The 22,055-nt window shown below is 73.2% G+C and carries 19 protein-coding genes, 1 pseudogene and 1 riboswitch; of the genes and pseudogenes, 14 read left to right on the forward strand and 6 right to left on the reverse strand.

Annotation, left to right across the window (positions count from 1 at the left end; genetic code table 11):
* Window positions 1–50 precede the first annotated feature (50 nt).
* The 4 genes from ABWI07_RS25615 (at window position 51) to ABWI07_RS25630 (ending at window position 4,913) form a co-directional block, all read left to right on the forward strand.
* A complete protein-coding gene (locus tag ABWI07_RS25615; protein ID WP_149260667.1) occupies window positions 51–386 on the forward strand; it encodes a rhodanese-like domain-containing protein in 336 nt (111 codons plus the stop codon).
* Window positions 387–461: 75 nt separating this feature from the next.
* Window positions 462–578: riboswitch (TPP riboswitch) on the forward strand.
* A complete protein-coding gene (locus tag ABWI07_RS25620; protein WP_353820047.1) occupies window positions 571–1,920 on the forward strand; it encodes a purine-cytosine permease family protein in 1,350 nt (449 codons plus the stop codon). It overlaps the preceding riboswitch by 8 nt.
* A gap of 64 nt (window positions 1,921–1,984) precedes the next feature.
* Window positions 1,985–3,997 carry a sensor histidine kinase gene (locus ABWI07_RS25625; RefSeq protein WP_353820048.1) on the forward strand — a complete coding sequence of 671 codons (2,013 nt, stop codon included), beginning with the start codon at window positions 1,985–1,987 and terminating at the stop codon, window positions 3,995–3,997.
* A 370-nt stretch (window positions 3,998–4,367) separates the two neighbouring features.
* A complete protein-coding gene (locus ABWI07_RS25630) occupies window positions 4,368–4,913 on the forward strand; it encodes an ATP-binding protein (protein WP_149260665.1) in 546 nt (181 codons plus the stop codon).
* A 242-nt stretch (window positions 4,914–5,155) separates the two neighbouring features.
* Here ABWI07_RS25630 and ABWI07_RS25635 read toward each other — a convergent pair whose 3' ends face one another.
* Window positions 5,156–6,364, reverse strand: a complete 1,209-nt coding sequence (locus ABWI07_RS25635) for an arginine deiminase (RefSeq protein WP_235036952.1) — start codon at window positions 6,362–6,364, stop codon at window positions 5,156–5,158.
* A 42-nt stretch (window positions 6,365–6,406) separates the two neighbouring features.
* On the opposite strand from ABWI07_RS25635, the gene ABWI07_RS25640 reads away from it, so the two are divergent.
* The 5 genes from ABWI07_RS25640 (at window position 6,407) to ABWI07_RS25660 (ending at window position 11,938) form a co-directional block, all read left to right on the forward strand.
* Window positions 6,407–7,708, forward strand: a complete 1,302-nt coding sequence (locus tag ABWI07_RS25640) for an MFS transporter (RefSeq protein WP_353820049.1) — start codon at window positions 6,407–6,409, stop codon at window positions 7,706–7,708.
* A 68-nt stretch (window positions 7,709–7,776) separates the two neighbouring features.
* Window positions 7,777–8,400: an RNA polymerase sigma factor gene (locus tag ABWI07_RS25645; protein WP_149260662.1), complete on the forward strand. Its 624-nt coding sequence runs from the start codon at window positions 7,777–7,779 to the stop codon at window positions 8,398–8,400.
* A complete protein-coding gene (locus ABWI07_RS25650) occupies window positions 8,393–9,337 on the forward strand; it encodes a CU044_5270 family protein (RefSeq protein WP_353820050.1) in 945 nt (314 codons plus the stop codon). Before ABWI07_RS25645 ends, ABWI07_RS25650 begins: the two co-directional genes overlap by 8 nt.
* A 379-nt stretch (window positions 9,338–9,716) precedes the next feature.
* Window positions 9,717–10,898: an elongation factor Tu gene (tuf, locus tag ABWI07_RS25655; RefSeq protein ID WP_149260660.1), complete on the forward strand. Its 1,182-nt coding sequence runs from the start codon at window positions 9,717–9,719 to the stop codon at window positions 10,896–10,898.
* Between the two features lie 161 nt (window positions 10,899–11,059).
* Window positions 11,060–11,938: an endonuclease/exonuclease/phosphatase family protein gene (locus ABWI07_RS25660; RefSeq protein WP_149260659.1), complete on the forward strand. Its 879-nt coding sequence runs from the start codon at window positions 11,060–11,062 to the stop codon at window positions 11,936–11,938.
* Between the two features lie 167 nt (window positions 11,939–12,105).
* On the opposite strand, the gene ABWI07_RS25665 is transcribed toward ABWI07_RS25660, so the two are convergent.
* The 3 genes from ABWI07_RS25665 to ABWI07_RS25675 all read right to left on the reverse strand — a co-directional run bounded on the left by ABWI07_RS25665 (window position 12,106) and on the right by ABWI07_RS25675 (window position 14,660).
* A complete protein-coding gene (locus ABWI07_RS25665) occupies window positions 12,106–13,662 on the reverse strand; it encodes a long-chain-fatty-acid--CoA ligase (RefSeq protein WP_353820051.1) in 1,557 nt (518 codons plus the stop codon).
* A gap of 86 nt (window positions 13,663–13,748) precedes the next feature.
* The gene (locus ABWI07_RS25670) at window positions 13,749–13,919 is read right to left on the reverse strand and encodes a hypothetical protein (protein WP_353820052.1); all 171 of its coding nucleotides are present in this window, start codon (window positions 13,917–13,919) and stop codon (window positions 13,749–13,751) included.
* Window positions 13,920–13,970: 51 nt separating this feature from the next.
* Window positions 13,971–14,660, reverse strand: coding sequence for a hypothetical protein (locus ABWI07_RS25675; protein ID WP_149260657.1), 690 nt, complete (start codon window positions 14,658–14,660; stop codon window positions 13,971–13,973).
* A 119-nt stretch (window positions 14,661–14,779) separates the two neighbouring features.
* On the opposite strand from ABWI07_RS25675, the gene ABWI07_RS25680 reads away from it, so the two are divergent.
* Together ABWI07_RS25680 and ABWI07_RS25685 are read left to right on the forward strand one after the other, a co-directional pair.
* Window positions 14,780–15,496, forward strand: a complete 717-nt coding sequence (locus ABWI07_RS25680) for a response regulator (RefSeq protein WP_353820053.1) — start codon at window positions 14,780–14,782, stop codon at window positions 15,494–15,496.
* Window positions 15,493–16,602, forward strand: a complete 1,110-nt coding sequence (locus ABWI07_RS25685) for a sensor histidine kinase (RefSeq protein WP_235036951.1) — start codon at window positions 15,493–15,495, stop codon at window positions 16,600–16,602. The genes ABWI07_RS25680 and ABWI07_RS25685 overlap by 4 nt, the downstream gene beginning before the upstream one ends.
* Before the next feature lie 22 nt (window positions 16,603–16,624).
* On the opposite strand, the gene ABWI07_RS25690 is transcribed toward ABWI07_RS25685, so the two are convergent.
* The gene (locus ABWI07_RS25690) at window positions 16,625–16,978 is read right to left on the reverse strand and encodes a hypothetical protein (RefSeq protein ID WP_149260655.1); all 354 of its coding nucleotides are present in this window, start codon (window positions 16,976–16,978) and stop codon (window positions 16,625–16,627) included.
* Between the two features lie 220 nt (window positions 16,979–17,198).
* Here ABWI07_RS25690 and ABWI07_RS25695 point away from each other — a divergent pair, with 220 nt between their 5' ends.
* From ABWI07_RS25695 to mptB, 3 genes and pseudogenes are all read left to right on the forward strand, one after another.
* A complete protein-coding gene (locus ABWI07_RS25695; protein WP_149260654.1) occupies window positions 17,199–17,534 on the forward strand; it encodes an STAS domain-containing protein in 336 nt (111 codons plus the stop codon).
* A gap of 126 nt (window positions 17,535–17,660) precedes the next feature.
* Entirely contained in the window at window positions 17,661–18,392 is a 732-nt protein-coding gene (locus ABWI07_RS25700) for a glycosyltransferase family 2 protein (RefSeq protein WP_149260653.1), read from the forward strand.
* An 80-nt stretch (window positions 18,393–18,472) separates the two neighbouring features.
* Window positions 18,473–19,216: pseudogene (mptB, locus tag ABWI07_RS44505) on the forward strand (polyprenol phosphomannose-dependent alpha 1,6 mannosyltransferase MptB); the annotation flags it as partial.
* Between the two features lie 538 nt (window positions 19,217–19,754).
* On the opposite strand, the gene ABWI07_RS25710 reads toward mptB, so the two are convergent.
* A complete protein-coding gene (locus ABWI07_RS25710; RefSeq protein WP_353820055.1) occupies window positions 19,755–22,001 on the reverse strand; it encodes a hypothetical protein in 2,247 nt (748 codons plus the stop codon).
* Window positions 22,002–22,055 lie beyond the last annotated feature (54 nt).

Below are 22,055 nucleotides of genomic sequence, written 5' to 3' on the forward strand. Positions count from 1 at the left end.
CATGCGTGATTCGACGCAGGGGGGCTTCGCGCGGTTCCATGGGGGGTGTGATGAATTTCGGGGAAGACGTGCCGGCCGTGGTCGCCGCGGAGGTCCCGCAGGACGGCTACCTGCTGGACGTCCGCGAACAGGACGAGTGGGAGGCGGGCCACGCGCCCGAGGCGGTCCACATCCCCATGAGCCGGCTCGGCGACCGCGCCGGGGAGATCCCGCGTGACCGGGAGGTCTATGTGATCTGCCGGTCCGGGGCGCGGTCCGCGCAGGTGACGGTCGCGCTGAACCAGGCGGGCTGGCTGGCGCGCAACGTCGGCGACGGCATGCACGGGTGGGCCCGGGCCGGCCGCCCGATGGAGGGGACCGGGGACGGCCCGCCCTTCGTCGCGTGATCTGACCGGCCGTCGAGTGATCTGACCCGGATGCCCCCTTTTGGGGCGTGACGGGCGGTTGTACGATCGGGCCTGACCGATAACCGCGGGAGCTCGGGCCACAGCCGGGCTGAGAGGGCGGCCTCCAAGGCGTCGCCGACCGCATGAACCTGTCCGGGTAATGCCGGCGTAGGGAGTGTGTCCCGTGACGTCCGACGTCGAAAAGCGCCCTCAGGACGAGCGCGTCCGCGACGAGGTCCCGTTCACCCTCGACGAGCCCGCCCCCAAGGTCCTCGGATTCTGGGACCAGAGCGCCTTCTGGGGGAACCTCGGCGTCAGCCTCCTGGCCTTCTCCGGCGCCTACACCGTCCTCGCGCCGGACGCCGCCGGCCGGCCCACCATCTCGATCATGGCGGGCATCGTCGCGATGGCCGTGGGAACGGCACTCGGCGGGCTGATGCTCGGCCTCGCCGCCGTCCCCGGCGCGCGCACCGGCCAGCCCGCGATGGTGCTGCTGCGCGGCCTGTTCGGCGCGCGGCTGTCGTACGCGCCGACCGTCCTCAACATCGCCCAGCTCGTCGGCTGGGGCACGTTCGAGCTGATCGTCATCGCCGACGCGGCCCGCGAGCTGTGGGACGGCGTCCCCCGCTGGGGCTACGTCGTCGCGGCGGGCGCGATCACGACCGTGCTGACGGTGTGGCCGCTCGGCTCGGTGCGGCTGCTGCGCCGCTACGTGACCGTCGCGGTGGCGATCGCGCTCGTCTACTTCTACGTCCGGCTCGTCCGGGAGCCGCTGCCCGACCTGAACCAGGGCTCGTGGGGCGGGTTCTGGGTCGGCGCGGACGCCGCGCTGGCCGTGTCGATCTCCTGGGTGCCGGTCGCCGCCGACTACACCCGGCACGCGCGCACCGAGCGCGGGGCGTTCGGCGCCGCGGCCGTCGGCTACTCCGTCACGCAGATCGTCGCCTACGTCCTCGGCCTGCTCGCGCTCGCACTGGTCGCGGGCGACTCGGGCAAGGTCTTCGACCCGTTCCTGGGCGCCTCGCTGGGCGTGGTCTTCTTCGCGGTGTTCGTGCTGCGGGAGGCCGACCAGTCGTTCGCCGACACCTACTCCACCGCGGTGTCGATCCAGAACCTGTTCCCCCGGGCCGACCGCCGGGTGCTGAGCGTCGGGCTCGGCATCCTCATCACCGTGCTCGCACTGGTCCTGGACATCGGCGACTACGCGGGCTTCCTCTCGCTGATCGGCTCGGTGTTCGTGCCGATGCTCGGCGTCCTGGCGGCCGACTTCTTCCTCGGCCGCGGCCGGGACCGCGCCGGCTGGGACGTCTCGCGGACGGCGCCGTCCCGCTGGGGCATGATCGCCGCATGGGCGGCGGGGTTCGTCGTGTACCAGCTCGTGAACCCCGGCACCGTGGCCCGCTGGACCGAGCTTTGGTCCGGTGTCCGGGACGCGCTGCACTTCACGCCGCAGACCTGGATGAGCGCCTCGCTGCTGTCGTTCCTGGTGGCAGGGGTCGCGGCCCTGCTCATCGGCAGGCTTACCAAACGGTAAGGTTTGGGTCGGCAGCAAGTTCCGACGCAAGTTGCCCGGCGGTACGCCGGAGTGCGGTGGCACGATGACAGACGTGTATCAGCACGTGCACGATCCGATCGCGCGGGCCGTCATCGAGAGCGCCGCGGACGCGATCGTGGCCGTGGACCAGCGGCACCGGGTCACCGTGTGGAACCCGGCGGCCGAGCGCATGTTCGGCTGGACGGCCGCCGAGGTGATCGGCCGCGTCCCGCCCATCGTCCCGGACGAGCTGAAGGCCGAGCACAACGCCGTCCAGGAGCGGCTCCTCACCCGGCGCGGCGGAGAGGGCGAGGCCGACGGCGGGCAGATCTCGATCGCGACCCGCCGCTTCCACCGCGACGGCCGGCTCATCGACGTGCGCATCGACACGAGCCTGCTGAAGGACCCGAACGGCACGCTGCTCGGCTGGGTCGGGGTGTACCACCCGGTCGAGGACGACGAGATCCTCCAGCACCGCATGACCGAGCGGGCCCGGCTCGTCCGGCGGCTGAACGACATCGTCGCCGACCTCGGCGCCGAACTCGACCTCGCCGTGGTGCTCGACCGGATCACCGCCGCGCTCATCGAGCTGACCGGCGCCGACGCCGGCGGGTTCGTCAAGATCGAGGGCGAGCGGCTGCGGCTGGTCAGCATGTCCGGGCTGCCGGAGCGGATGCGCGGCAGGTCGGCCGAGCTGCGGCCGAGCCTGGTCGGGGAGCTGCTGCGGTCGGGCAAGACCGTCAAGCTCGCGACGGGGGAGCGGCGCCTCGGCGACCTGATCTGGTCGGAGCTGCCCGGCCTGCACACGATCGCGCTCGGCCTGTCGTACCTGCAGAACCGGCCGTACGGCGCGCTGTACGCGCTGTTCTCCGGGCGCAAGGTCGGGCACACCGAGCTGGAGCTGCTGGAGCTGCTCGCCGGGCATGCCGGGGTCGCGGTCGGCAACGCCGTCGCCTACGCGGAGGTCGTCCGGCAGCGGGCGCACGAGCGCGCCGTCATCGACTCCAGCGCCGACGGCATCGCCGTGCTCGACCACGACCTCGTCGTCCGGCACTGGAACCACGCCGCGCACACCCTCACCGGCATCCCGCCGGAGGACGCGCTCGGCCGCCCGCTGCCGTTCGACATGCCCGCGCTCGGCGAGATGCTCACGTTCCGCCTGGAGTCGGGGAGGTGGCTGAACGTGCTGGCCGCCGAGATCGAGGAGACCGGCGAGCTGGTCGTCGACTTCCGCGACGTCTCGGAGGCCAAGGCGCTGGAGGAGGCCAAGGACCTGTTCCTCGCCACGACCAGCCACGAGCTGCGGACCCCGATCACGGTCGTGCAGGGGTTCGCCTCCACGCTGGTCAACCGGTGGGACGAGCTGACCGACACCGACCGGCGCGCCGCCGTCGCCACCATCGCCGAGCGCGCCCAGTCGCTCGGCCGGCTCGTCGAGCACCTGCTGCTCGGCTCCCGCGCCGGCGCCGACGAGCTGGCCGTGGCGATCGAGTCGTTCGACCTCGTCCGCGTCCTGGAGGGCGTGGTCGCCGGGTTCCGCTCGCTGTCGCCGCTGCACCGGGTGGAGCTGGACATCGACCCGGAGCTGCCGCCGTGCCGCGGGGACGCGATGGCCACCGACATCGTCCTCGGCCAGCTGCTGGAGAACGCGTTCAAGTACTCCCCGGACGGCGGGACGGTGCGCGTCCGGGCCCGCTGCGAGGGCCCCGACATCGTCGTCACGGTCTCCGACGAGGGCATCGGCATCCCGCTCGGCGACCATGAGCGGATCTTCGAGCGGTTCGTCCAGGGGGACGCCGGGGACCGCCGCCGGTTCGGCGGGATCGGGCTCGGCCTGTACATCGTGAAACGGCTGACCGAGGCGCAGGGCGGCACGATCTCCGCCCATCCCGCGGGACGTGAGACATCTCACATAGAGTCCGTTCAAAAGCCGCTTAACGGGACGATGGCGGCAGAACCGGCCGATATGGAACGAACCACTCGGCTACTGGCCGTGAGCGAGGGGCGCGGACCCGCAGGTGGCGCGCGGGCGGGCGAGGGCACGTGCATGCGGCTCGTGCTGCGCTCGGCCGGCTGATCCGGCGCCGGCTTACCGCGCGGACAGTCCGTCCCTGGTGGCCCGGTGAGACGGGCGTGACCAGGGCTTTCGGCGGTCCCGGCGGCGGGCAGGCTGGGTTGGTGCGGAGAAGTGCGGCGGCAGCGGGGTGTGATGGACGAAACGCGTGTGCGAGGAGTAAATCCGCCGTTGGCTGGATAGGTCCTTGGTTGGTCGCCGTTTGGGGACGAGATTCCGATCCGGGGGTGATCACCGTGACCGGACGGCCGATGACTCGTTGTGCAGGTGGTGAACTGAACCGTTCGGGTTTCCGGCCATGGCCATCAGGGCATTTCGGTCGTACCGGAAGAGCGATGACGGGACTCGTCCGAGAGAGCGGAGCATCGGGGAGGTGAGGGCGTCGAGCGTCGTACTGCTGCCACACGCACCGTCCAGCGTCGCGGTCGCCCGCAGGCGCCTCAGCTCTGAGCTGGCCGACTCGGGCGTCTACGACTCGATCGTCGACGACGCCAGCGTCATCATCAGCGAGCTGCTCAGCAACGCCCTGCGGCACGCGCGGCCGCTCCCGTCCGGCCAGGTGAAGGTGTGCTGGCTGTGCCGCGGCGACCTCCTCGAACTCGAGGTCAGCGACGGCGGCGCGATGACCGAGCCGCGCCGCGGTCCGGGCACGCTCTCCTCGCTCGGCGGCAGGGGGCTCGGCATCGTCGAGGCCCTGTCCGAGGGCTGGGGGGTGCGCCACGAAGACGGCACCACGACGGTCTGGGCCGTCCTGAGGGCGCCCAGGACGCCCGGCGACGAGCGGATGGCCGCCCCCGCCGGGATGCACGCCGTCGCCCCGGATTTGTCCGCCTTTCCGGACCTGCTGGACGAGCCCGGAGAGGACCTTTGTAACGGAACCAGGAGTGAAGTGGCTCCGAGCCGGGCATATCCGGCATAGAGCGACCCTGCCTGGAAGGAACCCCGCCCGACCTTGTATGGTCCTCTGCAACGCCCGGGCGATGTCGTGCCCCCGTCGACATCGCGGGCGTTGTCGGTCCTTCCCGGCGCCGCGCGCCTTGAGCCCCCGGCGCCGGGAAGGGCGCTAAACCCCCACTTCGCAGGGCATCGCGGTGCCGTTCTCGCGCCCGCCGCCCGACCCCGTCGACCCCGGATGCCCGGATGCCTCCGGCCGTCCGGAGCTCAGATCTCCTCGCGCAGGATCGGGCAGGACATGCAGCGAGGGCCGCCGCGCCCCGTCCCCAGCTCGCTGCCGCTGATCCGGATGACCTCGATCCCCGAAGCCTCCAGCTGCGCGTTGGTCTCGATGTTGCGCTCGTAGGCGACGCACAGGCGCGGGGCCACGGCGAGCGTGTTGTTCCCGTCGTCCCACTGCTCGCGCTCGGCGGTGACCGGGTCGAGCCCGGTGTCGATCACCTTTAGGTGGTCCAGGCCCATCGCGTCGGCCGCGGCCTGGAGGAACGGGCGCGGCTCGGCGACGCGCAGGTCCCCGTCGGCCAGCGTCACCGTGTAGGCGGTCAGCGAGTGCGCCACCGGCGGGTACATCACGACGGTGTCGACGTCGACCATCGTGCAGACGGTGTCGAGGTGCATGGTCGCGCGCTCCTGCGCGATCGGCACGGCCAGCACGGTGTGGGCGAGCCCGGCCCCGATCACCTGGCGGGCCAGGCGCTCGACGCCCGCCGGGGTGGTCCGCTCGCCGGTGCCGACCGCGATCACGCCCGGCCGCAGGAGCAGGACGTCCCCGCCCTCCAGATGCTCAAGGGAGGGGGTGTACACCGGCTCCACACCGGCGAACCTCGGGTGGTGCGCGTAGATCAGGCCGGTGAGGGCCGACTCGCGCCGGCGCGCCTCCATCGCGAGGCTCGTCACCGCCACGCGGTCGCCGATCCAGGTGCTGTTGTCGCGGGTGAACAGCAGGCCCGGCAGCGGGTCGACGATGAAGTCCTGCTCGTCCATCAGCCGGTAGACGAGGCCGTGCCCGGCCTTCAGCTCCTCGTGCGCGAGCCCGGCGATCAGCGTGTGCGCGAGGTTCTCCGGGTGGAGGCCGCGCAGGTGGTCCTCGACGACGCGGCGGAGCTGGTCGCCGAGGCGCAGGTCGACGATGGCGTCCGCGATCGCCTGGTCCCGCGCGGCCTCGTACTCCAGGGCGTCCTGGAGCAGCTCCGTCACGTACAGGACCTCGACGCCGCGTGACCGCAGCGCCTCGGCGAACGCGTCGTGCTCCTCCTGCGCCCGGCCCGCCCACGGGATCGCGTCGAACAGGAGCTTGTCGCTGTTGCGCGGGGTCAGCCGCTTGAGCTCCGCGCCGGGGCGGTGCAGCAGCACCGTCCGCAGCCGTCCGACCTCGCTGGTGACCCGGTGCTCGTGTGCTGTCTTCGCTGCCGTCACCCTCCGCAGTCTAGGCGGCGGAGGCCGTGCCACCATGCAAGGGTGATCGGCAGGACCGCGGCGCTCCCCCTCCACCTCACGTCGGCGACGATGCTGCGCGTGTCCGCCGAGGGGGTCGCGACCGCACTGGTCCTGACCGTCCAGGCGCGGACGGGCCACGCCGCCACCGCCGGCTACCTGCAGACCGCGATGACGCTGCCGTACGTGCTGAGCGGGCCCGTGATCGGGAACGCGCTGGACCGGGTGGCGCGCCCCCGCCGCGGCGCCCTCGCCCTCGCCGCCTGCTACGTCGCCGCGACCGGGCTGCTGCTCGCCGTCGCGGGACGCTCGCCGCTCGCCCTCGCGCTGGTCGTCGCCGCCGTGATCGGCTGTACAGAGCCCATCGTCGTCGCGCTGACCAGCCTCCTGCCGCGGTTCGTCCCCGCCGACCGGCTCTCGCGCGCGTACGGGCTGGAGGCGTCCAGCTACAACCTCGCCGGGATCGCCGGGCCCGGCCTCGCCGCCGGCCTGGCCGCCATGGCGGGCGGCCGGTACGCCGGGACCGCCGTGGTCGCGGTGGGCCTCCTCGGGCTCCTGACCTTGCCGTTCCTGCCCTTCCCCGGCCCCTCCGCGACCGTGGACGACGCCGTGCCCGGGCCGGCCGCCGTCGAGGCGACGGCGGACACGGGCGCGGTCGGCGGTCCGGCGGCCGTCGAGACGGAGACGGCCGCCGCCGGGACGCGGGCGGGAGCACTCTCAGTGATCACGGGCGGGCTGGTGGTCCTGGCCGAGGGCCGGGTCCTGCGGGCCCTGACCGTCGCGACGACGCTCGCTTGGATGGGTTTCGGCGGCGTCGCCGTCACGGCGGTGCTGCTCGCCGAGCACATCGGCGCGCCGCCCAGCGCGGGCGGACGGCTCCTCGTGGCCATGGCCGTCGGCTCCCTGATCGGCTCCCTGGCGTCCAGCCGGTGGCTGACCCCCAAGCACGCCGAACCGGTCATGCTCACCGGGCTCGTCGCGTTCGGGGCGTCGCTGGCCGCCCTCGCCGCCGCGCCGTCCATGCCGTGGGCGACGGCGGCGTTCGTCGCCGCGGGGATCGCCGAGGGGCCGGTGTTCGCGGCCACGCTCATGCTGCGCCAGCGCGAGTCGCCCCCGGACCGGCTCGGGCAGGTCAACACCACGGGAGGCAGCCTCAAGATCGGCGCTTCCGCGGTGGGCGCCGCGCTGACCGCCGCGTCCGCCGACGCCATCGGCCCGATCGGCCTGGTCCTGGCGATCGCCGGATTCCAGTTCGCGGGCGCGCTGAGCGGCTACCTGCTCCTGCGCGCCCCGGCCCGCGCCGGCATGGTCGAGGACGGTTCCTGAACCCGAGGGACCCGCGCACGGCCCGTCGGGCAAGAGGAGGTGACACGTCCACGACCGAGAGGCCACGCATGCAGACAACGAGCCGCTCCTCGCCGGCCCGGCCCGGTCCCGCGCCCCGGCCCGATCCGGCCGCCGATGACGAACCCACCGACGCGTCCCTGATCGCCGCGTCCCGCACCGACTCCGAACGGTTCGCGGGACTGTTCCAGCGGCACGCCCAGGAGATCATGCGCTACGTGGCGCGGCGCCTCGGCCGGGACGCGGCCGAGGACGTCGTCGCCGAGACCTTCCTCGTCGCGTTCCACCAGCGCCACCGGTACGACGCGGCGCGCCCCGACGCCCGGCCCTGGCTCTACGGGATCGCGACCAACCTGATCCGCCGCCACCGCCGCGCCGAGGTGCGGGCGCTGCGCGTGCTCGCCCGCGGCGGCCTCGACCCGGTCACCGAGCCGTTCACGGACGCGGTGGAGAACCGCGTGCAGGCGGGCGCCCGGTCGCGGGCCCTCGCGGCGGCCATCGCCGGGCTGCCCGCCAAGCAGCGCGAGGTGCTGCTGCTGGTGACGTGGGCGGGGCTCACCTACGACGAGGTCGCCGAAGCGCTCGGCGTCCCCTCCGGGACGGTCCGGTCCCGCATGAACAGGATCCGCCGCAAGCTGCGCGACGCGCTCGGCAAGGAGGACCACGATGGATGAACTGAAGCTGGTGGAGCGGCTGCGCTCCGAGGTCCCGGAGGACATCGACGTGACCGGGGCCGAGAACCGCTGGCGGCGGAGGGCCTACGGAAGCCCTGGCCGGCGGGCCTACGCCGCCCCCGCCCGGCGGCGGCGTCCGCTGCTGCTGTCCGGCGTCGCCGCCGCGGCCTGCGCCGGCGTGGTCGCCACGTTCCTGGTGGGCCACGAGGACGCGAGGCCGATGGCCAACGTGGCGGCCGTCCTCGACAAGGCCGCGGACCAGGCCGCGGACGACCCGGTGCCGCGCGCCGACCAGTTCGTCTACCAGGAGAGCGTGACGCGGCACCGGGTCGGCGGCGTCGGCCGCTGGTACGAGACCCGCCATCGGACCTGGGATCCCGTCGGCGGCCAGGGGGGCGGCCTCGTGATCGAGAAGAACTCGATCCGGCCGCGACCGGGCGAAGTGCTCCCGCCGGAGGACGAGAGCATCATCGGCCCCTGCCGCGACAAGGCGCCGATCGACCGTCCCTACCTCGGCGACCTGCCCACCGACACCGGCGAACTGCTCGACCTCCTGGCGAGGCAGGGCGAGGGCGACCGGAGCGACCGGCAGTGGAACGCGGTGACCGACCGGATCGACCGGCCCGCGCCGCCCAAGGTGCGCGCGGCCCTCTTCCGGGCGATCGCCGAGATTCCCGGCGTCCGGCTGCGAGACGACGGCGTGGACGCCGTGGGACGCCACGGGGTCGCGGTCGCCCGCACCGATGACGACGTCCGCGACGAGATCATCTTCGACCGCGCGAGCCACCGCTTCCTCGGCACCCGCACCGTCGTCGCCGGGAAGGGCCACCCGTTCGGGCCGCCGGGGACCTCGAACTGGTCCACCGCCCTCCTGACCAGCAAGATCGTCGACCGGGCTCCGCGTCCGGGCCCCGACGCCACTCCGTCGGACTGCTGATCACGAAGCCGCGGTGACCGGTCGCGCACCCGGGCGCGGCCGGTCACCGCGGCCGGACGAATAATCGGTCGACTTCCACCGGGGGCGGCCGTAGTGTCCGGGGCATGTTCCTCGCAGCCGGCACCCGGACGCTCGCAGGTCTCGACCTGCTGAGCGCGGTGCCGGCTGCCTTCTCGGCGGCAGCGGACGCAGACGCCTTCGACGGCCTGCGTGCCGCATGTGTGGGGGCGACCCCCCACGCCCCCCGGTTCGCTGCGCTCATCCGAAGCTGACCCCTCTCCGTTCCACCCTTCCGGAGAACCAGCGGAGGGGGGTTGGGCAAAAACTGCGCACGCCTGCGCAGTGGTTCTCACGGGATCCACCAGTGAGGACAAGGCCAATGGCCAAGCAGCTTTACGAGCGCGACAAGCCGCATCTCAACATCGGCACGATGGGGCACGTCGACCACGGCAAGACCACGCTGACCGCGGCGATCACCAAGGTGCTCGCCGACCGCGGGCTGGCGTCCCCGGTGCCGTTCGAGCGCATCGACCGCGCCCCGGAGGAGCGCGACCGAGGCATCACGATCAACGTCGCGCACGTCGAGTACGCGACCGCGACCAGGCACTACGCCCACGTCGACATGCCCGGTCACGCCGACTACGTGAAGAACATGATCTCCGGTGCCGCGCAGGTGGACGGGGCCGTGCTGGTCGTGTCCGCGCAGGACGGCGCCATGCCGCAGACGCGCGAGCACGTCGTGCTGGCGCGGCAGGTCGGCGTCGGGCACATCGTGGTGGCGCTGAACAAGGCCGACACGGTCGAGGACGCCGAGCTCCTCGACCTGGTCGAGCTGGAGGTCAGGGACCTGCTCACCGAGTACGGCCTCCCCGGCGAGGAGGTGCCGGTCGTGCGCGTGTCCGGGCTGCGGGCGCTGGAGGGCGACCCGTACTGGACGGCGCGGATCGTCGACCTGCTCGACGCGATCGACGCCTACGTGCCCGTGCCGCGCAGGGTGCTCGACAAGCCGTTCCTGATGCCGGTCGAGAGCGTCCTCACGATCACCGGTCGCGGCACCGTCGTGACCGGGGTCGTGGCCCAGGGCGCGATACGGCTCGGGGACGCCGTGGAGGTCGTCGGGCTCGGCGAGACGTTCGGCTCCGTCGCGACGGGGCTGGAGACGTTCGGGCAGACGATGGACCATGCGGAGGCCGGCGACAACACCGCCATGCTGCTGCGCGGCGTCAAGCGGGACCAGGTGCGGCGCGGCCAGGTCGTCAGCGCGCCGGGCGCGATCCGGCCGCACCTGCGGTTCCGGGCGCGGGTCCGGGTGCTGACCGCCGACGAGGGCGGTCGGAGCAGGCCGTTCCTGCACGGCTACCGGCCGCAGTTCCACTTCCGCACCACGGACGTGGTCGGCGGCGTCGACCTCGGCGAGGGCGGCATGGCGCTGCCCGGCGACTCGGTCGAGATGGCCGTCGAGCTGGGCAAGCCGGTCGCGATGACCGAGGGGCTCGGCTTCGCGATCCGCGAGGGCGGCCGGACGGTCGGCGCGGGCACCGTCACCGCGCTGCTCGACTAGCGGGAGAGGGGCCCCGGCACTCGCCGGGGCCCCTTAGCCTTGATCGCGTGGATTCGTTCGGCCCAGGGTGACCGAGTGGTCGCGAACGGCTGGCGGATGCGATCTTGATGTGGTGAGATTCCGGCATCACCCCCGCAGGTAACCCCCCGTCTGGAGAACGTGTGCGATCCCCCCGCGCCCTGATTCCCCTGCTCTCGGTCTGTGCGGCCGCCGCGGTCGTGACCGCGGCCGCGACCGGCGCCAGCATCGAGGGCCTGCCGGGCGGTGGAGGCCCCGCCCACGCGGACGGGGCCGCTCCCCGCCCCGAGGCGGTGACGATCAACACGCTGAGCTGGAACGTCTGCGGAGGCACCGGCTGCCCCTCGGGCGCCGCGCCCGCCAAGCTCACCAAGGAGATCGTCCAGCGGATGCGCGCGACCGAGGTCGGCGGGCGCACGGTGCGCCCGAACGCCGTCCTCCTCCAGGAGGTCTGCGACGGGCAGGTCCGCTCGTTCAAGACGTCCTTGCCCAAGTGGAGCTGGGTGTTCGCGCCGTCCCCGGGCGGCGAGGCGTGCGCGGCCGGGCAGGGGCGCTCCGGCGTCGCCATCGGCACCGACGTCCCGCTCACCGCGCACCGGCAGGCGAAGCTGCCCGCCCCCGCCGGACGCACCCGGATGGCCCTGTGCGGCGAGGTCCAGTCCTGGTCGACCCGCGTCTGCGTCACCCAGCTCAGCGCCGGCGAGAGCGGCCAGTGGCGCCGCAAGGAGGCCGGCGCCCTCACCACCCTCGCCGGGACGGGCCGGATCCTCCTCGGCGGCGAGCTCGCCGACGTCCCGGAGAGCCCGGCGCTCGACCCCCTCTACGCCGCCTACGCCGAGTGCGACCAGTCGGGCTCGTCCCGGACGGGGGCGAAGACCCGGCAGGACTGGCGGGGCACCGCGCTCGACAAGACCGACTACCTGTTCATCGGCAAGTCGGCCGCCGTCTCCTGCAGCGTCCCGGCGGACCAGGTCAAGGTCTCGGACCACCGCCCGCTGTCGGCGGTGGTCCGATACCAATAGCCTGCGTCCTTCTCCTCCTTCGGGCCTGGCGGCCCTCCATCGTCGAAAAACGCGGGCGATCGCTGGCATCGCTTCGTCTCGCCTTGCGGCTCGCTGCGCGATCAGATTCTTGCTTCGCTCGAATCTGCCTTCGGACGCGATCGCGGTCCCTCAGGCCGTCGCGGGTGTCAGTTGACTCCTCGGTCTGCGCCGTCCCAGTAGGGGGCGCGGAGGTCGCGCTTGAGGATCTTGCCGGTGGGGTTGCGCGGGATGGCGTCGCGCCGCTCGACCGAGGTGGGGCACTTGAAGTGCGCCAGGCGCTCGCGGCAGTAGTCGATGATGTCCTGGTCCGGGACGTCCTCGGACAGCACCACGATCGCCTTCGGCGTCTCGCCCCAGCGCTGGTCGGGGACGCCGATGACCGCGCAGTCGGAGACGGCGGGGTGGCCCATCAGGACGTTCTCCACCTCGGCGGGGTAGATGTTCTCCCCGCCCGAGATGATCATGTCCTTGACGCGGTCGTGGATGTAGAGGTAGCCGTCCTCGTCGAGGTAGCCGGCGTCGCCCGTGCGGAACCAGTTGTCCTCGGACAGGGCGCCGGCGGTCGCCTCCGGCATGCCCCAGTAGCCCTTCATGTTCTGCGGCGTCCGGCAGAGGATCTCGCCGACCCGGCCGGGGGGCAGCTCCTCCCCGGTGGCCGGGTCCACGATCTTGAGCTCGGTGTTGTCGTTCGGCAGGCCGGCGCTGCGCAGCCGGTGCGCGTTCGGGCCGTCCGGGTCGTGGTCCTCGGGCGGCAGCGAGGTGATCGCCCCGGTGACCTCCGTCAGCCCGTACACCTGCCGGAAGTCGGTGGTCGGCAGCATCCGCATCGCGGTGCGCAGGACGTCCTCGCTGATCGGGGACGCGCCGTACAGCATGAGCCGCAGGCTGGACATGTCGGCGGCGGTGACCTCGGGGATCAGCGGCATGAACTGCAGCAGCACCGGGACGAGGAAGATGTGCGTGACGCGGTGCCGCTCGATGCCCTGCGCGATCGCGGTCGGGTCGGGCTCGCGGGTGATGACGCCGGTGAGGCCGTTGTAGACGGCGGAGACGGTGAGCACGTTGCCGGCCACGTGGTACATCGGCATCGCGATCATCAGCACGGACGAGCCGTCGATGTTCCACACGTCGTTGGTCACCGCGAGCGCCGACAGGAAGTTGTCGTGCGTCAGCATGACGCCCTTGGGCAGCCCCGTCGTTCCGGACGAGTACAGCTGGACGAACACGTCCCCGGAGTCGGACTCGTACGCAGGGGGCTCGGCGGGGGCCGCGTCGACCCAGGCGGCGTAGTCCTGGTGGGCGTGGCCGGAGCCGCCGGCCACGAGCATGAGGGCGGTGTGCTCGAGCTTGCCGGCGATCGCGTCCAGGACGGGGACGAACTCGGGGCCGACGACGAAGACCTTCGCCTGCGCGTTGTTGACGATGTAGGCGACCTCGTCGGGCGCCAGCCGGTAGTTCACCGGGACCTGCGCGGCGCCGATCCTGGTCGCGCCGAAGAGCAGCTCGGCGTATTCGAGGGAGTTCTTGTCGAGGACCGCGACCCGGTCGCCGGGCCCGAGGCCGGCGGCGGCGAGGGCCGCGGCGACCCGGTCGACGCGCCGGTCGAAGTCGCGGTAGGTGACCTCGGTGTCGCCCGCGATGTACGCGATGCGATCGGGGTACGCGAGCGCGCGTTCGCGCAGTACTCCGTCAAGACCTGGCACGATGAGCCCCTTCGACGATGACCGCCTGGTTATTCCGGCATCATGCGGTCACCGGCGACATCGCGGCAAGGGGAACGGGCCGCCCGCTAGCGGCTTTTCGACATCTTGGACACCGCGGTCACGGCGAGTACCACCGCGACGGCGACGAGTCCGATGAAGAAGAACATCTTCAGCATCGAGAAGATCGCGCCGATGACGGTGAACAGCAGCCACACCGCGAGGATCACACCGAGAATGGTCAGGATCGTCTTACCCATGGCTCCACCGTATGCGCTCGGGCGGCACAGGTCATCAGCCTGGCGGACGACCTAGGCACCGCCGTGCGGCGGAGGAGCACCCTGAGGGCCCCCGGAGGCCGGACCCTGACCCGCGCCGGGGACGGGCGGCGGCTGGTAGACCGGCGCCGGCGGCTGCATCGGCTGCCCCGCCGAGGGCTGCCCCGGGAACGGGCCCTGGCCCGGCATCGGTGCGTAGCCCGGATTGGGCGGCAGGCCGGGAGCGAACGGCCCGGCGGGAGAGCCGAAGGGCCCCCCGGGGGCGCCCGCGTTCCACGGCTGGGACGTTCCGCCCTTCGAGGCCGTCATCACCCGCAGCCCCGCGAGCCCGGCCGCCGCCGCCACCGCCAGCAGTTCGTACGCCTGGTAGATCGAGAATGTGGGCTCCAGGACCCGGAGGATGAACCCGCCGGGCGGTATGTCACCGTCCATGACCTGGCCGAGGATGAGGCCGATCCGCGCGCCGACCTCCACCGCGACGTACGCCGCCGGCCCCGCCGCGATCGGGGCCAGCGGCCCGCGAGGCCGCGCGAGCAGCATGGGCGCGCTGGTGGCGACTCCCGTGACCAGGCATGTGAACAGGAAGTAGGGAACGGACGGGAAGAAGCCCAGCAGTATGTGCAGGGCCCACAGCAGGGCGGCGGCACCGGTGGCGACCGCGCCGCCGACCAGGATCAGTGCGATGACCCCGCCGTTGGAGGTCGCGGAGCGAGGCTGCGGCATCCGGACATTAAAGCGGTGTTCGTCCGGTTACGCAGGTCGTCCAGGTCGAACCATGATCAACTCCTTACGGGGTGGTGACATGCCGCATGGCACCGGCGTCCGGGGCCTAGCGTGGGGACGTGAACACCGTCCCCCAAGCCGGGCGCGTCCTGGTGGTCGACGACGACCCGACGGTCGCCGAGGTCGTCGCCCGCTACCTGGCCCGCGACGGGCACGACGTCGTGTGCGTCGCCGACGGCCGGACCGCCCTGCGCAAGGCCCTCGACGAGCCGCCCGACCTCGTCGTCCTCGACCTCATGCTGCCCGGGATGGACGGCCTGGAGGTGTGCCGGCGGCTCCGCGAGACCTCGACCGTCCCGATCGTGATGCTGACGGCGCTCGGCGCGGAGACCGACCGGCTCGTCGGCCTGGAGACCGGCGCCGACGACTACGTGACCAAGCCGTTCAGCCCCCGGGAGCTGGCGCTGCGCGTCCGGTCGGTGCTGCGCCGGGCGCGGGGCGCGCTCGTCCCGACCGGCCCGTCCGGCCCGCTGCGCGACGGCGGCCTCGTCGTGGACGTCAGCGCGCACGAGGCGGCGCTGGGCGGCGAGCGGCTCGCGCTCACCTCCCGCGAGTTCGACCTGCTGGCGTTCCTGCTGCGCCACCCGCGGCAGGCGTTCACCCGCGAGGAGCTGCTCGAACGCGTCTGGGACTGGACGTTCGGCGACTCCTCCACGGTGACCGTCCACGTCCGGCGGCTGCGCGAGAAGATCGAGGACGACCCGACCACGCCGCGCCGCATCGTCACCGTGTGGGGCGTCGGCTACCGCTACGAGCCCGCGGAGACCTCGCCGTGATCCCCTTCGAGGATCTCCTCTGGGTGGTCTACTACGCGGCGGTGGCCGCTTTCGCCGTCGCGGCCGTCGCGCTCGGCCTCCTGCACGCGCTGCGCGGCCGCTCGGTGGCCACCCAGCTGGTCGTCGTCGGCGCCGCCACGGTGCTGGCGACCATCTCCGGCATCATCGTGATCTCGTTCATGATGCTGCTGAACGACCACGACCGCGCCGTGGTGCTCGCCGTCGTGACGTCCGCCGGGCTGGTCGCGATGGCGGTCTCGGTGCTCCTCGGCCGCCGCCTGGTGGCCGCGAACCGGACCCTGGTCGAAGCCGTCCGCGCGGACCGGTTCCGCGCGCCGCCGACGCGGCTTCCCGCCGAGCTGGCGGAGCTGTCCCGCGAGCTGGAGGCCGCCTACGACCGGCTGGCCGCCGCCCATGAGCGCGAGCAGGCCCTGGAGGCGAGCCGCCGCGAACTGGTCGCCTGGGTGAGCCACGACCTGCGCACCCCGCTGGCCGGGCTCCGCGCGATGGCCGAAGCCCTGGAGGACGAGGTCGTCGCCGACGAGGAGACGATCCGCCGCTACCACGGCCGCATCCGCGTCGAGGTGGAGCGGCTGACCGAGATGGTGGACGACCTGTTCGAGCTGTCCCGCATCCACGCGGGCGCGCTGCGGCTGTCCCGCGAGCGCGTCGGCCTTGCGGACCTCGTCGCCGAGGCCGTCGCCGGCACCGAGCCCCTGGCCCGCGCCAAGGGCGTCCGGCTGCGCGGAGACGTCCGCGAGGGCCTGCCCATCCAGGTGGACGCGGGCGAACTGGGCCGCGCCCTGCGCAACCTCGTCGTGAACGCGATCCGGCACACCCCGAGCGACGGCGCCGTCGAGATCATCGGCGAGATCCACGGCGGCCAGGCTCGGGTGACGGTGGCCGACGCGTGCGGCGGCATCCCCGAGGACGACCTGCCGCGCGTGTTCGACGTCGCGTTCCGCGGCGAGGCGGCCCGCACCCCGGGCGGCGGCGCCGGCCTCGGCCTCGCCATCGCCCGCGGCATCGTCGAGGCCCACGCCGGCGAGATCGGCGTCGCCAACAGCGGCCCCGGCTGCCGCTTCGAGGTCCGAATTCCGTGTTGACTGCCTTTTTCTCCTCCTTCGGTCAGGGGTCTAGGGCCTCTGAGATCGTGCGGTAGGTGGAGCAGGGCCAGCGGGACATGCAGGCTCGGCAGCGGCGGATGGGGCGGTCGGGGTCGCTGGTGATGCCGCCGGCCTCTTGGGGGCGATGCAGGTCTATGAGGCGGAGGGTCAGGTCGGCGAAGACCAGGACCTCCTCCCTGGCACCGGCCAGGAAGGCCAGGTCTTCGCGGGACAGGCGCGTCCTGATGGGGACGAAACCGTTCTTGTTCACCAGGCGGGCGAGCACCTGGGTGGACGTCCGCCACGTGCTGGACTTCGCCGCCCGCGCCCGGATCGTCTCCAGGCGCTCGCGCAGTCGACCATGCCGCTGTTGCACCCGTTCAGGGTCCCCTACTCGGGGCGCCCGTGCGGGCCGAACCCGCGATATCGGCGGGCCGGATCGGCGTCCCGTGCGCATGAAATCGCCACATTACGGTGCGTAGTACTCGAAGCGTGCGGGACTGGCAAGGCGGCGGCGCGCCCCGGAAACGCCCACGGCGCAGGGGACTTGGCGAACCGTCTGGCTCCCGGGCCGTTCGCGAGATAGTGTGCCGGACGTGGAGCTAAACGTCTCGACCGCGTCTCAAGGAGGTCACGCCGTCGTCACGGCGACAGGTGAGCTCGACCTGTACACCGCGCCACGGCTGCAGGCGGCCCTCGCGGGCCTGCTGCGCGACCAGGCCGACCGCATCGTGGTCGACATGAGCGGTGTCGAGTTCTGCGACTCGACGGGCATGAACGTGCTGCTCGCGGCCATGAAGCGGCTGAAGGAGCAGGGCGGCTCGCTGGAGCTGGCCGCCCCGCGTCCGGCCGTGAAGCGGATCCTGCAGGTGACCGGGCTCGACACCGTCTTCACCGTGACGGAGGCCGCACCCGTCCTGGACGCCGGCTGACCCGTCCCGAGCACCCGCGCCGCGGATGGAGCGCAGGAGGCGCCCACCTGTCGCGCGGGTGATGACTTGGGTGGTTCGCCCGTGCCCTGCGGCACCGCGGTCCCGTCCCCGACTACGATCGCCGATATGCAGGACGTAGCGGTATGCATCCCGGCCAAGGACGAAGCCGACCGCATCGCGGCGACGGTCAAGGCCGCGCAGGAGCTTCCCGGCGCCGACCTCGTCGTGGTGATCGACGACGGCTCCTCCGACGGCACCGGCCGGGTGGCCCGCGAGGCCGGGGCGCGGGTCGTGCGGCACAGCCGCAACCGGGGCAAGGGCGCCGCGATGGAGAGCGGGGCCGAGGCCGTCCGGCTGCTGGACGAGGGCCGCGAGCAGCCGCGCCACCTGCTGTTCCTGGACGCCGACCTCGCCGAGACCGCGCGCGAGGCCGCCCCGCTGGTCGAGCCGGTCAGGTCCGGTGAGGCCGACATGACGATCGCCGTGTTCACCACGACCGTGAAGCTCGGCGGGCACGGGTTCGTCGTCCGGCTGTCGCGCGACGGGATCCGCCGCGCCACCGGCTGGGAGGCCACCGCGCCGCTGAACGGGCAGCGCTGCCTGACCCGCGCCGCGTTCGACGCCGCGCTCCCGCTCGCCGCCGGGTTCGGGGTGGAGACCGCGCTCACGATCGACCTGCTGCGCAAGGGGTTCCGGGTGGCGGAGGTGGAGGTGCCGCTCGCGCACCGCGCCACCGGCACGGACTGGCGCTCCCAGCTGCACCGCGCGCGGCAGTTCCGGGACGTGGCGAGAGCGCTCGCCGCGCGCGAACCGGCGGTGGCCAGAGGGCTCGACCGCCTGCGCGGCAGCCGCCCGTGACCCGTCTCGGCACGGGCGGGCTGTGGGGGATCGGAGTCGGCGTCGCCTGCTTCGTGACCACCGCGCTGCTCGGGCCGTCGGTGTTCGAGCCGGAGCTCGAGGGCCCGCGCGCCGAGCCGCCGTACGCGCTGGACGTCCATCCGTCGCCGTACGTGGTCATCGGCCTGGTCGTCGCGGGCATCGTCGCGAGCACCGCGGGGCTCGGCCTGTGCCTGGCCGCCGTCCGCAAGGGGTGGCGCGTGCGGGCCCTGCCGCTCGTGGTCGCGGGCCTGCTGGCGGCCGTCGCGTTCATGTTCATGCCGCCGGTCGGGTCCACCGACCACCTGAACTACGCCTCGTACGGGCGGATGGCGGCGACCGGCCACGACCCGTACCGGACGAGCGCCGTCGACCTGCCGAAGGACCCGGTCGCCGGGGCGCCCGAGGAGTGGCGGACGACGCCGTCGGTGTACGGGCCGGTCGCCACGGGCGGGCAGGCGTTCGCCGCGTGGATCGGCAGCGGTTCGGTGCGGCTGACCGTGTTCGTCCTGTCGGTGCTGAACGTCCTCGCGTTCGCGGTCACGGCGCTGATCCTCTACCGGATGTCCAGGACGGAGGAGCGGCGGCTCCGCACGGCGCTGCTGTGGACGTGCAACCCGCTCGTGCTGTTCCACCTGGTGGCGGGCGCGCACAACGACGTCCTCGCGATCGCGCCGATGGTGGCCGCGCTCGCCGTCTTCGGCGGCGCCGCGGCCGGGCGGGCGGGCTGGCTCCGCGCCCTCGCGGCGGGGGCGCTGGCCGGGTTCGGGACGGCGATCAAGCTGCCCGCCGCGCTCGTCGCCGGCGGGCCCGCGTGGGGGGCGCTGCGCCGCACCTGGACGGACCGCCGCGCATGGCCGATCGGTCACCTGGCCGCGCTGCTCGCCGGGGGCGCGGCCGTCACGGCGCTGTCCTACGCGCTCGCCGGGCCGCACGCGCTCGACCAGGTCCGCGAGGCCAGCAACATGGTCTCCTTCGCGACCCCCTGGCACCTGCTGGACGAGACGCTCGGCCGCGGCTCGCAGCGCGACGTCATCAAGCTGGGCGCGCTGCTGCTCGGCCTGGTGCTGCTCCTGCTGCTCTTCCGGGCCCTGCCGAGGGAGGACGACCTCGTGCCCGGCGCGGAGGAGCGCCGCGTCGCCGCCGCGATCGTCCTCGCGTGGCTCCTCGCCGCGCCCTACGCGCTGCCCTGGTACGACGGGTTCGGGTGGGCGCTGCTGGCGCTGCTGCCCTGGACCCGGATCGACTGGATCCTCCTCGCCCACACCGCCGCGCTCAGCCTCGCCTACCTGCCGGCCCGCGCGCCCGCCCGCATCCGGCTGCCGGACGATCTGGAGTGGCTGTTCACCGTCGTTCGGCCGACCGTGGTCCCGTGGACGCTTCTGGTGATCCTGACGGCCCTGGTGGCGGCGTGTCTGCGCTCCTCAGGTCGAGCTCCAGCGACCGGAGCCCCGCGGCGAGCATCAGCGGGGTCGCCAGGCTGAACGCCACCGACAGGATCACCACGCCCGAGTCGTTCACCAGCGTGCCGATGACGCCGACCGCCAGCGCGCAGATCACGGCGGGGCGCATCGTCAGGCTGTGCTTGTAGGCGCCCTGCAGCAGCGACACCCGCCACCGCGTGGGCCGCGCCAGGACGAAGAACAGGAACACGATGGCGGCGGCGAGCGCGAGCGTGTACGGCCAGTACCCGAGGCTGTTCAGCATCGCGTTGAACTTGCGGGTGACGACGTCCAACGCGTCCCCGGCCATGAGGTCCTGCCAGAACCGGCCGAGGTGCGTCGGGTTGGCCGACCGGGCGTTCAGGTAGGAGATGAACAGCACGAGGACCAGCCCGGCCAGGAAGAACAGGCCGAGCTTGAGCGGTGAGATGCGCTTGCCCGCGACCATCAGGCCGAGCATCGCGAACGCCGGGACGATCGCCAGCACGCCGCCGAAGTCGCTGCCGAACGCGGGCAGCCCGTCGACCGCGACCGTGAACGCGCCGATCACCGCGACGATCGCGACGGCGGCGGCCTTGTTGCCGCGGCGCAGCGGGTACTCCGTCAGCCAGGCCGCCGTCAGGATCGCCGCCACGGCGAACAGCGAGAACGCCTGGTTGCCGAAGCCGTAGAACCGTCCGGCGATGAGGGCGGTGTAGCCCATCAGCGTGTTGAGCTGGAGGGACGAGCCGGTCATCACGTCCACCGCGAGGACGACCGCCGTCACCCCGGTGATCACCAGCCCGGGCAGGACGGTGGAGCGGCGCCAAGGCCCGGCGAGCGCCACGCCCGTCAGCAGCCCGGCGAAGCCGAGCACGGTGCAGATCAGGACGGGCGTCGGGTACTCGGCCCGCCACCACGGCAGCAGACCGGCGAGGAAGGACGCGCCGGGGGCCGCGCCGCCGAGCAGCGCGATCACCCTGGTGCCGCCGAGGATCCGCTCCCGCGAGCGGCGGTCGCCGCCGAGGCGCCGCAGCGCGACCACCGCGATCCCGTACAGGACGAGCTGCACCGCGAAAAGCACCCAGTAGAACGACGTCTGGACGGCCCGGATCGCCTGCGCGGCCACGTCCTCGTCCATGAGCGCGTCGACCCGGTCGTGCGTGGACGACGCGGACGGCTGCGACCGCCACGCCGACCCGACGGCCTGCTTGGGCTGCTTCGCGCCGAGCGTCTTCAGCGCGGTCGCCGTGAGGTCGGTGAGCGTGACCAGCCCGTCCTGGCGGGTGGCGCTGGAGGTCATGTAGCCGGGCCCGTACGCGGCGCCCTTGGCCAGGGCGACCCGCAGGTGCGGGTTGACGCCGGTGTCGGACAGCCCCGCGACCAGGACCGTCGTGCCCTCGGGGAGCCCGGTCACGACCTGCGCGACCCGGCGGTCGGCGGCCTTCGCCGCGGCGGCGCGGCCCTTGTCCGACAGGGGGATCTGGTCGCCGTGCGGGTCGACGCCCGCGTTGATGTAGGCGCGGAACAGGTCGTCGACGTCGACCGCCGCGAGCGGGCAGCTCGCCCAGTCGGCGGCGGTGGCCTTGTCGGGGGAGGCGACGTAGCGGTCGACCCGGCCGGCGCCGTCGGCGGCGCCGAACACCGCGCCGGGCCCGACCGCCATCGTGCAGCCGCCCGCCCGGTGGACCTCGTCGCCGAGCAGCCCGATCCGCGCGTGGTAGTTGGTGCCCGCGTTGTCGCTCTTGATCGCCGGCCATCCGGCGGCGACGGCGCCGCCCGCGGGGGGCGGGCCGGTGGGGGAGGACTGGCCCGGCAGAACGGGAGCGGACGGCAGCGCGCAGTCGCCGTGCGGCAGCCGCGACCGCTGCCCCGCCGACAGCGTGAGCCAGCCGTCCGTCGGGCAGGTGACGACGCGGGTGGTGCGGACGCTGAGGCCGGCGGCCGAGCCCTGGGAGGTCAGCCCCCACAGCGCCGGCGTGTTCGCGCGGGTGATGTCGCTCCACATCAGCCCCGGCACACCGACGATCACGACTCGTCCCGTGGCGGCCGGCTCGGCGGGGGCCGAGCCGGGGGTCGAGGCGTGCGCCGCCACCGGCCCGAGCAGGGCCGCGAGCGCCGCCCCGAGGGTCGCGAGGAACAACGCGATCTTCGTTCCCCGGGACGTCATGGCGTTCAGGTTACAAGAGCCCTACCACCGGGCAGGGGCCATATCCTGCGGGCT

Origin of the sequence: Actinomadura sp. NPDC000600 (assembly GCF_040492135.1) — a bacterium.
In the GTDB taxonomy this organism is placed as follows: Bacteria; Actinomycetota; Actinomycetes; order Streptosporangiales; family Streptosporangiaceae; genus Spirillospora.

Excerpts from the sequence above, each read along its gene's own strand:
- ABWI07_RS25650 (WP_353820050.1), top strand. The coding sequence starts at position 8,393 with ATGGATGAACTGAAGCTGGTGGAGCGGCTGCGCTCCGAGGTCCCGGAG.
- ABWI07_RS25615 (WP_149260667.1), top strand. The coding sequence starts at position 51 with ATGAATTTCGGGGAAGACGTGCCGGCCGTGGTCGCCGCGGAGGTCCCG.
- ABWI07_RS25675 (WP_149260657.1), bottom strand. The coding sequence starts at position 14,660 with ATGCCGCAGCCTCGCTCCGCGACCTCCAACGGCGGGGTCATCGCACTG.
- ABWI07_RS25700 (WP_149260653.1), top strand. The coding sequence starts at position 17,661 with ATGCAGGACGTAGCGGTATGCATCCCGGCCAAGGACGAAGCCGACCGC.
- ABWI07_RS25710 (WP_353820055.1), bottom strand. The coding sequence starts at position 22,001 with ATGACGTCCCGGGGAACGAAGATCGCGTTGTTCCTCGCGACCCTCGGG.
- tuf (WP_149260660.1), top strand. The coding sequence starts at position 9,717 with ATGGCCAAGCAGCTTTACGAGCGCGACAAGCCGCATCTCAACATCGGC.
- ABWI07_RS25645 (WP_149260662.1), top strand. The coding sequence starts at position 7,777 with ATGCAGACAACGAGCCGCTCCTCGCCGGCCCGGCCCGGTCCCGCGCCC.
- ABWI07_RS25625 (WP_353820048.1), top strand. The coding sequence starts at position 1,985 with ATGACAGACGTGTATCAGCACGTGCACGATCCGATCGCGCGGGCCGTC.
- ABWI07_RS25670 (WP_353820052.1), bottom strand. The coding sequence starts at position 13,919 with ATGGGTAAGACGATCCTGACCATTCTCGGTGTGATCCTCGCGGTGTGG.